General features: G+C 73.3%; 12 protein-coding genes. 4 read left to right on the plus strand and 8 right to left on the minus strand.

Features of this window, described 5'->3' with window-relative positions; translation table 11 throughout:
* Window positions 1-156 precede the first annotated feature (156 nt).
* A complete protein-coding gene (locus ABB07_RS18515) occupies window positions 157-1,713 on the plus strand; it encodes a YibE/F family protein (RefSeq protein ID WP_208903507.1) in 1,557 nt (518 codons plus the stop codon).
* A 62-nt stretch (window positions 1,714-1,775) separates the two neighbouring features.
* Here ABB07_RS18515 and ABB07_RS18520 read toward each other — a convergent pair whose 3' ends face one another.
* The 4 genes from ABB07_RS18520 to ABB07_RS18535 all read right to left on the minus strand — a co-directional run bounded on the left by ABB07_RS18520 (window position 1,776) and on the right by ABB07_RS18535 (window position 5,156).
* The gene (locus ABB07_RS18520) at window positions 1,776-2,705 is read right to left on the minus strand and encodes a serine/threonine-protein kinase (protein WP_244189417.1); all 930 of its coding nucleotides are present in this window, start codon (window positions 2,703-2,705) and stop codon (window positions 1,776-1,778) included.
* Between the two features lie 256 nt (window positions 2,706-2,961).
* Complete coding sequence (locus ABB07_RS18525) at window positions 2,962-3,699, minus strand: flavodoxin family protein (RefSeq protein ID WP_208899746.1); 738 nt, start codon at window positions 3,697-3,699, stop codon at window positions 2,962-2,964.
* Window positions 3,700-3,981: 282 nt separating this feature from the next.
* On the minus strand, window positions 3,982-4,215 hold the full coding sequence (locus ABB07_RS18530; protein ID WP_208899747.1) for a hypothetical protein: 234 nt from the start codon (window positions 4,213-4,215) through the stop codon (window positions 3,982-3,984).
* Between the two features lie 116 nt (window positions 4,216-4,331).
* Window positions 4,332-5,156, minus strand: a complete 825-nt coding sequence (locus tag ABB07_RS18535; protein ID WP_208899748.1) for a TrmB family transcriptional regulator — start codon at window positions 5,154-5,156, stop codon at window positions 4,332-4,334.
* 262 nt (window positions 5,157-5,418) lie between these two features.
* Between ABB07_RS18535 and ABB07_RS18540 the strand changes: the two genes are divergently transcribed.
* The gene (locus ABB07_RS18540) at window positions 5,419-6,690 is read left to right on the plus strand and encodes a S53 family peptidase (RefSeq protein ID WP_244189418.1); all 1,272 of its coding nucleotides are present in this window, start codon (window positions 5,419-5,421) and stop codon (window positions 6,688-6,690) included.
* 116 nt (window positions 6,691-6,806) lie between these two features.
* Here ABB07_RS18540 and ABB07_RS18545 read toward each other — a convergent pair whose 3' ends face one another.
* Together ABB07_RS18545 and ABB07_RS18550 are read right to left on the minus strand one after the other, a co-directional pair.
* Window positions 6,807-8,471 (minus strand): transglycosylase domain-containing protein, encoded by a 1,665-nt coding sequence (locus ABB07_RS18545; RefSeq protein ID WP_279617428.1) that lies wholly within the window; start codon window positions 8,469-8,471, stop codon window positions 6,807-6,809.
* A gap of 46 nt (window positions 8,472-8,517) precedes the next feature.
* On the minus strand, window positions 8,518-8,982 hold the full coding sequence (locus ABB07_RS18550) for a DUF1877 family protein (protein WP_208899750.1): 465 nt from the start codon (window positions 8,980-8,982) through the stop codon (window positions 8,518-8,520).
* A 418-nt stretch (window positions 8,983-9,400) separates the two neighbouring features.
* Here ABB07_RS18550 and ABB07_RS18555 point away from each other — a divergent pair, with 418 nt between their 5' ends.
* Window positions 9,401-10,033, plus strand: a complete 633-nt coding sequence (locus ABB07_RS18555) for an RNA polymerase sigma factor (protein WP_208903509.1) — start codon at window positions 9,401-9,403, stop codon at window positions 10,031-10,033.
* A gap of 153 nt (window positions 10,034-10,186) precedes the next feature.
* Window positions 10,187-11,047 (plus strand): hypothetical protein, encoded by an 861-nt coding sequence (locus tag ABB07_RS18560; protein WP_208899751.1) that lies wholly within the window; start codon window positions 10,187-10,189, stop codon window positions 11,045-11,047.
* A 498-nt stretch (window positions 11,048-11,545) separates the two neighbouring features.
* On the opposite strand, the gene ABB07_RS18565 is transcribed toward ABB07_RS18560, so the two are convergent.
* Together ABB07_RS18565 and ABB07_RS18570 are read right to left on the minus strand one after the other, a co-directional pair.
* Window positions 11,546-13,159, minus strand: a complete 1,614-nt coding sequence (locus tag ABB07_RS18565; RefSeq protein WP_208899752.1) for an ABC transporter substrate-binding protein — start codon at window positions 13,157-13,159, stop codon at window positions 11,546-11,548.
* A gap of 5 nt (window positions 13,160-13,164) precedes the next feature.
* Window positions 13,165-15,333 carry a hypothetical protein gene (locus tag ABB07_RS18570; RefSeq protein WP_208899753.1) on the minus strand — a complete coding sequence of 723 codons (2,169 nt, stop codon included), beginning with the start codon at window positions 15,331-15,333 and terminating at the stop codon, window positions 13,165-13,167.
* Window positions 15,334-15,423 lie beyond the last annotated feature (90 nt).

Raw genomic sequence — 15,423 nt, forward strand, 5'->3', positions numbered from 1 at the left:
CAGAGCGCCGGGGACTGGAACCGGGTCGGCGACCCGGGCCGGCCCAGGGGTGCGAGCGAGTACGGCCACGACTACGGCTACGGCCATCCTCCCGAGCCGCTACCGCACCCCCGCTACGGCCCCGGTACCGGCACGGGCCACATCCCCGCTCCGGCCATGGGGCACGGGCACGCCCCGGTGACCGGCTCCGGACATGACGCCGGTTACGGGCCGGGCGCGGGGGCCGAGGGCCGCGTTCAGGACCACGGTCACGGCCACCGGCACGATCACGGCCGGGGTCACGGGCAGGGACAGGGCCCGGATCAGGGGCAGGGGCAGGGCCAGGGTCAGAGGCAGGGGCAGGGCCAGGGTCAGAGGCAGGGGCAAGGGCATGGCCACGGCGCTGGGCACAGCCACGGTCACGGGCACGGGCACAGTCATGGGCATGGGCCCGCGGCCCCGGTCTCCCGGCACCTGCGCAAGGTCATCGCCGCGATCCTGATCCCCTTCACCGCCGCGGTCGTGGTGGGGCTCGTCGTGCTGTGGCCGGGCGGAGCCCCGCCGCACAAGCACACCGGCGTCGGCTTCGACCAGCAGACCCAGCAGGCGACCGTCACCAGGGTCGTCGAGGTCAGCTGCAAGGCGGTGAACGCCTCCGGCGAGACCCCGACCGGCGACACCTCCACCGCCGAGGGCAACTCGGCACAACAGGAGGCGAACGGCACCTGCCACCAGGCCACCATCCGGGTCGACACCGGCAAGGACAAGGGACGCACCTTCACCGAGATCGTCCAGCCCGACCAGGCACGACAGCTGCACCAGGGCGAGCAGGTCGTCACCGCCTACGAACCCTCCGCGCCCAGGGACCTGCAGTACTCGGTCACCGACGTCAACCGCCACCTCCCCCTGGGCCTGCTCGCCGGCATCTTCGCCCTCGCCGTCGTGGTCGTGGGCCGGCTGCGCGGCGTGATGGCCCTGGTAGCCCTCGCCATCAGCTTCCTGGTGCTCAACTTCTTCATCCTGCCGGCCGTCCTGCAGGGCGCGAACCCGCTGCTCGTGGCGGTGGTCGGCTCCAGCGCCATCATGCTGATCGCCCTGTACATGTGCCACGGCCTGTCCGCCCGCACCTCCGTGGCAGTGCTCGGCACCCTGGCCTCACTGACACTGATCGGCATCCTCGGCTCGGCATTCATCGGCTGGGCCGCCCTCACCGGCAACACCGACGACCAGACCGGCCTCATCCACGGCCTCTACCCCAAGCTCGACATGAGCGGCCTCCTCCTCGCCGGCGTCATCATCGGCTCCCTCGGCGTCCTCGACGACGTCACCGTCACCCAGACCTCGGCCGTCTGGGAACTCCACGACGCCAACCCCACCCTCGGTCCCCGCGCCCTGTACCGGGCGGGCATCCGCATCGGCCGCGACCACATCGCTTCCGTCGTCAACACCCTCGTCCTCGCCTACGCCGGCGCCGCACTCCCCCTCCTGCTGCTGTTCACCATCGCCCAGAGCGGCATCACCACCGTCGCCAACAGCGAACTCGTCGCCGAAGAGATCGTCCGCACGCTCATCGGCTCCATCGGCCTCGTCGCCTCCGTCCCCCTCACCACCGCCCTCGCCGCCCTCGTCGTCTCCACCGACCGCCCCGGACGCCGGACGGAAACGGCGCCCGGGACCGCGGTGGCGGCCGCCGGACCGGCCGCGGGCCGGGGCGGGCGCCGGCGGAAGCGGTGAGAGCGGTCTCCGCGAGTCGGACGCAGCCCGCGCGGTACCGGGAAGAGCGCCGGAGGTGAACATCAGAAAGCCGAGGGGGAACTCCACGGCGCGTGTCCGCCTACGGCCACCGAGGTGCCGGTGCGGGCGGCGCCGTGCCCAGGGCCGCCGTCGTACGGGGCCGGGTGTGGTGCGCCGTACCGCGGGGCCAGGCAGGCGGCCGTCTGGTCGGCGGTGGGCCGGTGGGCCGGATCCTTCGCGAGCATGTGCAGCACGTAGTCGGAGAGCGGCCGCGGGACGCCGGGGCGCAGGCGGTCGGGCGGTGCCGGTGTGGCATCGACATGCTGCTGGACCACGGCCAGTGCCGTCGCCGCGCTGAACGGCGGCCGCCCGGTGAGCAGTTCGTACAGGACGCAGCCGAGGGAGTAGATGTCGGAGGCGGGCTGTCCGGGGCGGCCCAGGGCGCGTTCGGGAGCGAGGTAGTCGGCCGTACCGAGCACCTTGCCGGTCGCGGTCAGACCGCCGGCGGCGTCCTCGGCGAAGCGCGCGATGCCGAAGTCGGCGATCTTCACGGTGCGGCCGGTGGTCAGCATCAGGTTGGCGGGTTTGACGTCCCGGTGGACCACTCCCTGCTGGTGTGCCGCGAAGAGGCCGGCGGCCGCCTGGGCCGTGAGGGCCGCCGCCTCGGCCGGGGGCAGGACGCCGCGCAGGGAGCGTTCCTGGGCCAGGCTCCAGCCGTCGACGAGCTCCATGACCAGGTACGGCTGATGACGGTGGCAGCCGAAGTCGTACATGCCCACGACGTTGGGGTGGTTGAGCCGGGCCGTGATCCGCGCCTCCAGGCGGAACCGCTCGGCGTCCACCTCCTCTTCGGCGCGCAGCAGCTTGACCGCCACGGGGCGCCCGAGGACCCGGTCGCAGGCCCGCCAGACCTCGCCCATCGCGCCGCGCGCCAACAGCTCCCGCAGCTCGTACCGGTCCGCCAGCAGACCCCGCACACCCACCCCGACCACGTCGCTCCCACGTCCCGGACCGCACACCGTCCCCCGAGGGCACGCAGGGGGCAGGCAGGCGACGGGGGAAACGCCTGCCTGCCCCTCCTCGCGTGACCACCCGCGCGAAAGGGGAGAGCGAGCGGGCGCCACGGGACCCCGGGTCCGTCCTGGTCCTGGCCGTGGTCCTGGCCGTCGTCCTGGCCGTGGTCCTGGGTCCACCCCTACAGCGCACGGGAGCGCCGGGCCGTCACACCGTCCCGGATCGCGGAACTCTCTACCGGTGCTCGGGGTTCTCGTAGTCGCGGCGGCAGCCGGCGTCCCAGGCGATGCGCTGGTTGCCGTAGGCGGGGATGCCGCCGAGGTCCTTCAGGGCCCGCGCCAGGTGCAGCAGGTTCCAGGTCATGAAGGTGGTGTTGCGGTTGGTGAAGTCGTTCTCCGGGCCGCCCGAGCCGGGGTCGAGGTACGAGGGGCCGGGGCCGGCCTCGCCGATCCAACCGGCGTCCGCCTGGGGCGGGATGGTGTAGCCCAGGTGCTGGAGGCTGTAGAGGACGTTCATGGCACAGTGCTTGACGCCGTCCTCGTTGCCTGTGATCAGGCACCCTCCCACCCGGCCGTAATAGGCGTACTGGCCGTACTCGTTGAGCAGGCTGGAGCAGGCGTAGAGGCGCTCGATCACCTGCTTCATCACGGAGCTGTTGTCGCCCAGCCAGATGGGGCCGGCCAGCACGAGGATGTCGGCCGCCATGACCTGCCGGTACAGGTCCGGCCAGGCGTCCGTCTCCCAGCCGTGTTCCGTCATGTCGGGCCACACGCCGGTGGCGATGTCGTGGTCCACCGCCCGTACGACGTCCACGTGCACGCCCTGCGCGTCCATGATGTTGGTGCTGCGGTGGATCAGCCCCTGGGTGTTGCTCGTCTCCGGGGAGCGTTTGAGGGTGCAGTTGATCACCAGGGCGCGCAGGTCGTCGTACCGCGCGGGCGGTGTGTCGTTGCCGGGCGGCGAAGCGGTCACGTGTTCCTCCCAGGGCGGCCCTGCCCCCCGCACGGTGCGCGGCGGTGCCCGCGCACCCAGCCTCCGGGCCCGCCGGGGCGGGCGCCATCACAACTCCGCCGAATGGCCCCACCACCCCGCCCGCGGCGTCCTGGCGCACCGCCTGACGGCAAGTGGCGGTCGGCCCCGTCGGGGCGGGCGTGCAAAGACCCCGGACCACTCACGGTCCGGGGTCTTCGGCATCCACTTCACACATGAAGACGACTGACGTCGACACTCGATTCGGTGCGCCGGGTGACCCGGCTACCCGCAATCGGTGACCTGCGCGCCTGGATTGCCCTCGCCGTTCAGCAAGTTGCCGAGGATACCGTTCCCGATGCCCACGTTACCCAGGATGTCGATGCACTCGCCGCCGCGGTGCATGACCGCGCGTGGGGCGGTGGCCGCGCCGGCGGCGGTGGTGGCGGTGCCGGTGGCTATGAAGCTCACGCTAGCGATGACCGCGGCCGCCGCGGCGGCCTTGGCGAGCTGGCGCATGTGTCCTCCTTGGGTCGACTGGAGCGCACCGTCGAAAGATCCTTTTGCGCTCATTTCGGAGGCTAATCCGATATGCACCACGACGCTCATCGGCAGCGCCATCCGGGCTCACGGGCTCACCCGGCCAGACCGGGCCGCTCCCCGCTCGGTGCGGCGTCCTTCCACACCGTGTGGAAGGCAAGCCGCAAGCAGGCCGCCAGGGCCGGGTGTTCGATGAAGAGGGTGGTGGTGGAGTCGGTGCCGGCCACCGGGTCGGGCATGTCGCACAGCACGAGTGAGGCGTCGGCGATGACGAGTTTCAGGGGCAGTTCGGGCGCGAAGCGGGCCTCCTCGCCCGCCGCGGCGAAGCGCCGTACGTGGTCCACCGTCTCGGGGTCGTCCAGGGAGTCGTCGAGGTAGATCGCCCGGACCGTGCCGCCCGCCTCGCGGAGGCGGTGGACCACCGCCAGTCCCTCCGCGTTCTCGGTGGGGGCGACGAACGGCGGTTTGCAGAAGGTGAGAAGTTCGTGCCGCGCCTGCCGCTGGATGTCGGCGAAGCGCTCGGCGATCGCCTTCGGGTCGCGCAGGATCTCGATGTAGTCCAGGGGGTCGGTGTGGTCCCGGCCCTGGGACCAGAGGGGTTGGAGGAGGCCGGCGAGGTTCTGCGAGACCCGCTCCAGGCGGTCGACGGTCTCGCGTTGCGTCGTCATCAGGCGCGCGAGGGCCAACTCGGGCGTGACGGCGGAGTACGTGGCCACCCGGCCGGGGTGGGTGGTGGCCAGTTGCCGTCGTACGAGCGCGTCCAGGACGTCGTACACGCGCTGGCGCGGCACGTCGGCCTCCCGGGCCACCTCGGCGGCCGTGTAAGAACCACGCCTGATGAGGGTCAGGTAGACCCGTGCCTCGTACCGGGCCAGGCCCAGCGACATCAGGTCGTTGATGGTTCCGGCTTCAAGCTCCATGGCTGCACAACGTACCGTTCGGCGCTGAGTGGTTGGGGCCGACTTTTTTACCAACTGGCTCTGTTCTCTTCGGCAAATTGTTCATAGCCTCTTCATAGCCACCACTGATCGGGGTGGCAGCATCAGCAGGATGCCCGACTTCAACTCCGTCCGGCCACCCCCAACGGAAAGCGGTTGTCATGCACGCAACATGCTGCACGGCGCGCACGCCGCTTCCGGCCGCCGGCGCGGAGCCACCCATCCCCCCACGGAGGGCAGTTCATTGCAGTCTCATCGCAGAAGGACCCTGATACGCCGCGGCGCGCCCGCGATCCTGTCCGCAGCGGCCCTGATCACCGGCGGCCTCGCCGTCGCCTCGCAGTCGGCGGCCTTCGCCACGACCACCACCGCTTCGGCCGGCACGTCCTCGTCCGCGACGTCCGCGTCCGCCGTGCACACCCGGCCGCTGTGTTCCGAGCCCACCAAGCCCGGCTACATGGCCTGCCAGGCGGTCGTCCGCACCGACCTCACCCCGCAGAAGACCCTCGGCCGCCACGACACCCCCAAGGGCTTCGGGCCGGCCGATCTGCAGGCCGCCTACAACCTCCCCAAGGACGGCGGCAAGGGCGCCACCGTCGCGATCGTCGACGCCAACGACGACCCGAACGCCGAGAAGGATCTGGCGGCCTACCGGTCCCAGTACGGCCTGCCGGAGTGCAGCACGAGCAACGGCTGCTTCAAGAAGATCGACCAGGACGGCGGCACCAACTACCCCACGCCCGACTCCGGTTGGGCCGGTGAGATCTCGCTCGACGTCGACATGGTCAGCGCGGCCTGCCCCCAGTGCCACATCCTGCTCGTCGAGGCCAAGTCCGCGAACATGGACGACCTCGGCGCGGCCGTGAACCAGGCCGTCAAGCAGGGCGCCAAGTACGTCTCCAACAGCTACGGCGGCGGTGAGGAGGCCGCCGACACCCAGGCGGACGACAAGTACTTCAAGCACCCCGGCGTCGCCATCACCGTCAGCTCCGGCGACAGCGGATACGGCACCGAGTACCCGGCCGCCTCGCAGTACGTGACGGCCGTCGGCGGCACCTCGCTCAAGAAGGACAGCAGCACCCGCGGCTGGTCCGAGTCCGTGTGGGGCACCTCCGCCGGCGGTGACGGAGCGGGCTCGGGCTGCTCGCAGTTCGACGCCAAGCCGTCCTGGCAGAAGGACACCGACTGCGCCAAGCGCGCCGTCGCCGACGTCGCGGCCGTCGCGGACCCGGCCACCGGGCTCGCCGTCTACGACACCTACCAGGCCAGCGGCTGGAACGTGTACGGCGGCACCAGCGCCTCCGCGCCGTTCGTCGCCGGTGTCTACGCCCTCGCGGGCACCCCGGGCTCGGGCGACGTCCCGGCGTCCTACCCCTACGCCCACCCGGACAAGCTGAACGACGTCACCGACGGCTCCAACGGGTCCTGCTCGAACTACCTCTGCAAGGCGGGCAAGGGCTACGACGGCCCCACGGGCCTCGGCACCCCGAACGGCGTCGCCGCCTTCACCAAGTAAGAGTCCAGCACAGACGTTCTGCTTCGCCCCGCCGGTCGTCCGGCGGGGCGAAGTGCTGTGCGGCGCCCTGTGCGACCGGCGCAGGCGGCCGTGATGACCCCGACCCGCCGCCGAGGTCAACGGCACTTGTGCGCACGGCACTTGGTCCCGGGCGAGGGGGCGCCCGGTCCGGGCGTGGTCGTGCCGGGCGTTCGCTTGCCCCGGGTGCCGGTGTGCTTGGCCGGGGAGCGGGTGGGCCTGGGGGAGGGTGAGGGGACGCCGGGCTCGTCGTCTCCGGGGCCCAGGGGGGCCGGGGTGGGGAACGGGAGGTCGGGGAGGCCGGACAGGGCGTCCCGCATGTACCGGGTCCAGATCTCGGTCGGGATGTCCCCGCCGAACACCTTCCGCAGGCCGCCGACGCCGGCCAGGGACTGCAGCTGCGGGTGGGCCGGATCTTCCTTGAACAGGACGACGGACGTGGCGAGTTGGCGGGTGTAGCCCACGAACCAGGCCGAGCGGTAGTCGTCGGTGGTGCCCGTCTTGCCCGCCGCCGTACGGCCGAGGGCCTGAGCCTTGGTTCCGGTGCCCCGGGTGATCACGCCCCGCAGGACGTCGGTCACGTTGTCGGCGACCGGCGCCGGCAGGGCTCGTACGGGGGTGGGGGCGGTGAATCCGGGCAGGACGGCGCCGTCGTGGGTCACCCTGGTCACCGAGTACGGCGTGGCCCGCATCCCGGAGGCGGCGAACGTCGCGTACGCGCCCGCCATGCGGATGGCGCTCGGGGTGGAGGTGCCGATGTAGAAGCCGGCGCTGGGCGCGGCGAGGCTCTCCGGGCGCAGGCCCAGGGCGTTCGCCGTGCGGGCCACCTCGCCGTAGCCGACGTCCTCGCCGAGCTGCACGTACGGCGTGTTGACCGACTGCTCCATCGCCGTGCGCAGCGGGATGTACCCCCAGCGGTGCGGGGTGTCGTTGTGCTGGTGCAGCAGGCCGGTGGGGTCCTTGTCGTCGGTGACGTAGGCGCCCTGCCGGTCCTTGATCCGGATGCCGTCGTCGCCGTCGAACCTGCTGGCCGGGGTGATCGGCGCCGGGGGTGTGCCGGGTTTCAGGACGGCCCCGTACTGGAGCGCGGAGGCGAGGACGACCGGTTTGAAGGTCGACCCCACCGGGACGCCGGAGGTGTCGGCGTTGTCCGAGTAGTGGGCCTGCTGGTAGCCGGGGCCGCCGTAGACGGCCAGGATCCGGCCGGTCGCCGGGTCCACCGAGGCGGCGCCGACCTGCACGTTCCGGTCGGCTGCCCGGTGGGCGGGGCCCAGGCGCTCCGCACGCACCTTCGCCACCGCCTTGGCGAGTTCCGCCGTCCTCCTCCGGTCGAAGGTGGTGTGGATCTGGTAACCGCCCCGGCTCAGGCTGCTGTCGGTGATGCCGGGGTCGTGGGCCTGGACGTACGAGCGGGCCAGCTGGACCAGGTAGCCGGTCTGGCCGGTGAGCCCGGATCCGGGGGCCCACTTCCCGGGCACCGGGAAGCCGGCCGCCGCGATGCGGGCGCGCCGCTCCCGCGTCAGCCTGCCCGTGGTGACCATCCGGTCGAGCACCCAGGACCAGCGGGCCCGCGCCCGGGCCCGGGCCGTGGGATCGGCGTCGGCGTACTGGAAGAGGCTCGGCTCGTTGACCGCGGCGGCGAGGAACGCGCCCTGGCTCACGGTCAGCTTCTCGACCGGGAGCCCGTAGTACACGCGGGCGGCGGCCTGGATTCCGTTGGCCTGTCGGCCGAAGAAGCAGGTGTTCAGATAGCCCTGGAGGATCTGCTGCTTGCCTCATGCTCGCGCCGATCTTCGCGGAGATCACACCTCACTCCTCGGGCAGCCACTTCACCACCGCTTCTCCATGTTCGGCCGCATGTGTGTAGAACGCCGTCAGATCCTGGTGTGCCGCCGCGAACGCCCTCCACGTCTCGGGCTCCGCCCGCACGCCGCCGTAGCGCGGCAGCAGTGCGTCCCGGGCGAAGGCCCACAGCGCGTCGAAGTCGGCCCCCGCCAGGAACCCGGACACCCGGCGGGCCTGGGCCGCCGTCAGCACCAGCAGCGGTGGTCCGGGCCGGCCGGCGCGGAACACCGGGCGGCCGCCGAGCACCACCTGGGTCCGCGGATGGTCCTGGGCGAGGGGGTTTGGGGAAGCGCCGGTGTAGATGCGCTCCTGGTCCCGGTGGCGCCGGACGGTCTCCGCGGAGACGCCCTCGAAGAGCCGTTCCAGCCAGGTCGGGCTGTTGCGCAGGGCCGGCGGCGGCACCGCGCGCAGACGGAGGTACGCGCTCATGCCCCAAGGAGCGCACGGGGGCACCGAAGCGTCACGTGGCCGGACGGGACCGGTGGCGCCGCCTGTGGGGCGGCCGGGGCCCTGTGCAGTGGGCGGGGCCCCTGGCCGCCCCGTCCCGCTCCGGGCCGCCCAAGGGGGGAGAGGTGGACGGCACGGAGCGGGGTCGGGGGGCTGCGGCCCCGGTGCCGGCGAGCGGTGCCGGCCCGGGCGGTACCGCGCCCGGCACTCAGCCAGCGCGCCGCCCGCCGGAAACGTCACCCGGGGCCGGACGTCGGTCACCCGCGGCCCCCCTGAAGGGGCCCTGGTACGTTGTGACACTTCTGTGAGGGCAGACGCTGATCACCACGGGGCCGTCGATGCGACAGGTGCGCGGCCGACGGCACACGAACTGGCTATGAACCGGCTGAACGAGGACACCTTGGGCCAGGTACGGCAACCCCGGCGCGCACAGGCGAACGACGCGGAACTGGGCGCGGCGGTCGCGCGGGCCCAGGAGGGCGACGAGGCCGCCTTCGCGGTCGCCTACCGGTTGGTGCAGCCGGGCCTGCTCGCCTATCTGCACGGCATCGTCGGCGACGACGCCGAGGACGTGGCCGCCGACGCCTGGCTGGAGATAGCCCGCGACCTCGGACGGTTCAAGGGCGACGGCGCCGGATTCCGGGGCTGGACCGCGACCATCGCCCGGTACCGGGCGCTGGACCATCTGCGCCGCCGGCGGGTGCGGCCCCGGGCGGGCGGGACCGAGCAGGACGTACTGGACCTGCCCGGTCCGCACAGCACGCATGAGCAGGCGCTGGAGTCCCTCTCCACCGAGCGGGCCCTGGAACTGGTCCGCGGGCTGCCCCGGGACCAGGCCGAGGCCGTGCTCCTGCGGGTCGTGGTGGGCCTGGACGGCCCCGCCGCCGCACGCGTCCTCGGCAAGCGCCCCGGAGCCGTGCGCACGGCGGCCCACCGCGGGCTGAAACGCCTCGCGCGCCAGCTCGGTGTCGGCGGCGAGACGGGAATGGGTGTGACGGATGGGGCGCCTCGCGCGCTGGGTGAGTCGACATGAAGGACTCCTGCGACAGCGGCCGGCGGACCGGCACACGCACCGGCACCGGCACCGGCACACCGGACGAACCGGTGAACCGGGCGGCCCGGTGCGCCGCACGCATCGAAACGATCGACACGGCCGGACAGACACGGACGGGAACGGAAGACGGACATGGGTGAACGGCTGAGCGGCGACGGAAGACCGGGCCGTGGGCCCGTGCCGCCCGGCGCCGTGTCCGGCGCACCGGGCCCGGCCGACGCCGCCGCGCTGGAGACGGCGCTGGCCGCCGTCCTGCGCACCGGCGACACCGACCCCCGGGCCGAGCAGCGGGCCGTGGCCGCGTTCCGGGACGCGCGCGCCGCGGGCGCGCACCGCGCCCGTACCCGGCGGCGGGACGACTGGCGGCCGGCCGCGGAGCGGCGGGCCCGGCGGTCGCTGAAGATGACGTTCGGGGCGGTGTTCGCCAGCCTCGCGCTGGGTGGGGTCGCCGTCGCGGCCATCGGTTCCGCCGGCTCCTCGGCGGGCGGTACCGGTGCCGGTGCGCGAGCCGGGCACCCCTCGGCGGTCGCCCCGGCTCGGCCGGGCGGTGCGCCGGCGGTGGCGCCCTCCGACGGCTCCCGGCCCACCGACCGTCCGCCGTCCGCCAAGGACACCGAGGCCCACTGCCGTGCCTACGAGCACGTCAAGGGCCGGGGCAAGGCACTCGACTCCACGGCCTGGCAGCGGCTCGTCACGGCCGCCGGCGGCGAGGACAAGGTCGCCGCGTACTGCTCGGAGCAGCTGAAGCGGGCCACCGCCACGCCGAGCGGGACGGCCGGCAAGGGCAGGACGGGCAACAGCGGCAAGTCCGGCGAAGGTTCCGGGCACACCGGCAGCGGCACGACGGACAGGACCGGCGGCTCGGGCAAAGGCACCGACTCCGGCAAGACCGGCACCTCCGGCACGGGCACGTCCGGCGGCACCTCCGCGGGCACGGGCCACTCGGGCGGGAACGGCCGGACGGGCGGCGGGAAGAGCGGCGGGAAGCACTAGCCGCGGCGCCACGCGAGGGCCGGCCGGCCGAGGCACACCGTGCGGGCAGACCGGCCGAGCTCATGGTGCGGGCCGACCGGCCGAGCTCATCACGCGGACCGACCGGCCGAGGCACATCGGGCGGGCCGACCGGCCGAGGCACACCGTACGGGCCGACCGAGGCACACCGTACGGGCCGACCGAGGCACACCGTACGGGCCGACCGGCCGAGCTCATCACGCGGGCCGACCAGCCGAGCTCATCACGCGGGCCGACCGGCCGAGGCACATCGGGCGGGCCGACTGGCCGAGGCACATCGCGCGGGCAGACCGGCCGAGGCACATCGCGCGGGCCGACTGGCCGAGGCACATCGCGCGGGCAGACCGGCCGAGCTCATCACGCAGGCAGGCTGGCCGAGCTCATCGCGCGGGCCGGCCGAGGCACATCACGCGGACAGGCCGGCCGAGGTTCATCGGGCCGGTCGGCCGAGGCTCATCGGGCAGGCCGGCCGCGCGGGTGTCAGGGCGTGCCGCTGGGGATCACGCAGTTCCTCGGCTGTTCGTGGCCGGTGGGCCAGCCGAGGCCGACGAACTTCAGCCTGCCCTCGCCCGCCTGGCCGGGATCCAGCTCGACCACCGCGACCGGCTTGTCGTACGGGTTCCCGGCGCTGGTCAGGCAGATCAGACCGCTCGTGCCCGGCACCCGGTGCCGGGACTGCAGTTGCGACCACTCCCCGGCCACGTCGTCCAGGCTCGGCACCCTCCCGGCGTCGCCGCTCTGCACCTGGTGCAGGGCCGTGCCGATGGTGACGAGGCCGTCGTACACGAGCATCGTGCGGGAGTCCTCCAGGTTCGGGGTTCCGCCGAGGTCGGTGTCCTCGGTGGTGCTGATCAGCTTCTTCAGGCCGGCCAGGGCGCTCTCGGGCTCGGTGAGGTACTGGGGGAGCTCGTCCGCGGTGGGCTCGCGGTGGTGGGCGGTCCTGAACTTCCTTTTCCACATGGCGAGTTGGCTGCTCCAGGCGTCCGGGTGCGCGGGGGCCGCGTACTGCACCGTCACCTTCGCCGTGCCGTCCGCGCCGCGCAGCTGCTGCCAGTCCTTGTCCGTCATGTTCTGCCGCAGCGAGGCGGCGTCGGAACCGCTGATGATCGTGTAGTGCCGGTTCTCGCAGCCCACCTGGGCGAGCTTGAGCGCGAAGAGCCGCAGGTGCAGGGTGCGGCCCGCGAAGTAGACGGTGTCGGCCTCGGAGTCGCAGATGTTGTTGGCCATCTGGGTGAACTGGTTGCCGGTCGAACCCGCCTCGTCGATCGCCGGGGAGGTGAAGGGCATCGCGGCGGGACCGGGCGGGCCCGTCTCCTTGATCCCGCTGAACGCCTTCGCCAGCGACTCGTCGTAGGCGTCCGGCCGCTTGTCGTAGACCAGGACCGTCCTGCGGTCCTCCCGGCCCTGCGCGCCGTTGAAGCCGGCGAGTGCCTGGGCCACGTCGTGGTTGGTGGGGATGATCCGGGCCAGGCCGGGGAACCGCGGCTTCGCCATGCCGTCCGCCCCGTCCGCGTTCGCTATCTGGTCGCCGGTGATCCGGGAGGCGAGCACCGGGATCCCGTGCTGGGTCAGCCGCCGGACGGCCGCCTGCGTGGCGTCGAGGCTGAGGTTGAAGCCGGTCACGGCGCGCAGCCGGTCCCGGTCCGAGCCGGCCATGCGCAGCAGGGTGTCCACGACCGTCGACTGGTGCTGGTAGTCCCGCCCGGGGTTGGCCAGCACCAGCCGTATCTTCGGCGGTTCGCCCTCGCCCTCGTTGGCCTTCAGCTGCCCCAGATAGGCCCCTTGGAGGTCGCTGCGCATCTCCCGCCGCTGGGCCGCCGTGTCCGACTGGAGGGGCAGCATCATCGCCACCGTCACATGGGGCCGGCCCTCGATCCTTCTGTTCTCCTGGGCGATGGCCCGGGCCACCTGCCTGATCTCCGGGGTGCCGAAGTCGTAGCCCTCGCCGTTGACGCCGACGCACTCGCCGCCGATCCGCTCGACCCCGTCGGTGCAGGTGTCCGGCCGGCCGAGGACGGACCAGCCGTACAGGCTCCCCGCCACCACCGCCGCCGTGACCAGCAGCGCGTAGAGGATCTTCCGCCACCTGGGCATCGCCGTTACCTCCTTCGCCCGAGCTGGTCGGTGCAGGCGCAGCGCAGCAACGGCTGCTCGTTCTCCGCCAGGGCGCTCCAGTCGGTGGCGGTCCTGCCGAGCTCCCCGGCGCCGTCGAACTCCATGATCGAGAGCAGGTCCAGCAGCTTGGCCAGGGTGCGGGCGGTCTGTCTGCCGGTCGGCCTGGTCCGCTCCTCGCACAGCCACACCGCGTGCAGCAGCTGGTCGACCGTGCGGCGCAGGGCCGGTCCGTCCACCGCGACCAGGCCCTGGGCGCGCTCCCGCCGGGTGTCCGCCCCGCCCGGATACGGCGCCTGGGCGATCTCGAGCAGCTCCGCGCACCACTCGTGGGGGCGCCCGGGCAGTGTGCCGGCCAGGTGGCGGACCACGTCGTCCACGCCGCCGGACACCAGGTGGTGGTTCATCCGGTGCGCCATGACCGAGCGGAAGGCGCCGCCGCCCGGTGCCGGCTCCTGCCCGGTGCGCGCGGTGTAGTGGTCCCGCAGCAGGTGGTGGTCGGCGTACCAGGCGGCGCCGTCGGGGCGCAGCCCGTACAGCCGGTGCACCAGCAGCTGGCGCAGCCCGAAGTCCCCGATGAAGTGCCGTTCGCAGGCGGGCCATCCGGTGTCGGTGAGCAGCTGCGCGACGGTGTGCGCCGTCAGGCGGTGCACGCGGCCGGACTGGTGGTGGCGCAGCAGGACGTCCGCGCACTCGGTGTCGTGCGCCACCGACAGGTGGGTGAGCAGGTCGAGCCAGTGGTCGTGGTGCTCGGCCGGCAGCCTGACCGGCAGCTGCTCCAGGACCAGCTCCCGCAGCAGTACGTCCGCCACGGGCCGCTCGGGGCCGCCGTCGCCCGGGGTGCGCAGCGGGGCGTCCAGGATGTCCCGGTCGTTGGCGTCCGCCGGCATCCGGAACGCGGCGGCAGCGGCGGCCAGCCGGATCACCGTGTGCGGCCGTCCGCCGCTCAGCCGCGCCACAGCGGAGTCGGTACGGCGGCGGTTCGTGCCGCCCTCCGGCTCCGCGCGCCGCTGTCTTCGCTCGGTCTCCCGGCGGAGCTGGTCGCCGGTGAGCAGCGGCATCCGCAGCAGCAGCACCCCGTCGGCCAGCGGCGCCCGGTCCGCGCCCGGGTCGGTGCGCCGGGACCAGGTGGGCGGCACTCCGTCGGCGGGCCGGAACTCCGCCGGGGCCGGCACGTCCCGCGGCGGCAGACCGCCGTACAGGAAGGCGCCGCCGTCCGCCCGGCGCGCGGTGCCCACGACGACCACGCGGTCGCGCTGCCCGCCCCGGCGGTCGGTGAGCACGGCGCGCAGCAGCTGTTCGCCCAGCGGTGTCTCGGCGCGGTCCAGCAGCACCGCGGGGCGGCCGACCCGGCTCAGCCAGCCCAGCGCGCCCGCGTACGCCGCCTCCAGGTCCTCGCGCAGCGCCCGGAACAGGAAACTCTCCGCCAGTTCCCGCTCCTCGCCGCCGGCCTGGAAGTCGTGGGCGAGATCGCGCAGCCCGTGCCTGGGCTGGCCGCCGGCGCCGGGATACGCGCCGTAGATCCGCTCCAGTTCGCTCCGGCCCCGCGGCGCCAGGCTCGCGAAGAGGGCGTCCAGCAGCGCGTTGGTCACCGAGGCCGCGAGCGGGTCGAGCGCCTGCCCGGACAGGGTCGTCAGCAGGTTCCGCAGGGCGCCGCGCAGCGCACCCCGCCAGAAGTCGCCCGTGCCCAGGCCCCTCAGGCGCTGCCGCTGGGCCACCTCCTCGTAGCGTTCGACCTCGGCCGCGACCGCCTCGGGGGTGCCCTCCGTGACACCCGTCGCGATCATCGCGAGGCCCGCGAAGAGCCGGGGGAAGGCGAAGGAGCCGCCCGTCCCCTGCCAGCCCGCGAGCCGCCGGGCCGCCTCGGCCAGGACCTCGGTCGCGGCCGAGCGGGCGCCGGGCTCCGGTTCCGCCCGGTCCGCGTACACCAGTGAGCCGCAGTCCAGGTAGATCACCGGCACCTTGGTGGCGAAGCGGTCCCGCACGGCCCGCAGCAGCCGCCCCTTGCCCATGCCCGGGCCGCCGGTGAGCAGCACCACCGGAAGGTCGGGGCCGTACAGCGGTTCGCGGCCGGCGCCGGACGGCGACCGCCCGAGCAGCCGCGCGAAGAAGCCCCCCTCACCGAGGAGTCTTTCGAACCCCAGGTCCTCACACACGGATCCCCCATGGATGCTCTCCCGCCCAGGAGCAGGTGATCGTTGTGGTGAAAGGACATCAGTGGAACATAAAGGCTTCTGTTCGGACAA

The sequence above is a fragment of the Streptomyces incarnatus genome, from assembly GCF_001027185.1.
GTDB lineage: Bacteria > Actinomycetota > Actinomycetes > Streptomycetales > Streptomycetaceae > Streptomyces > Streptomyces puniciscabiei.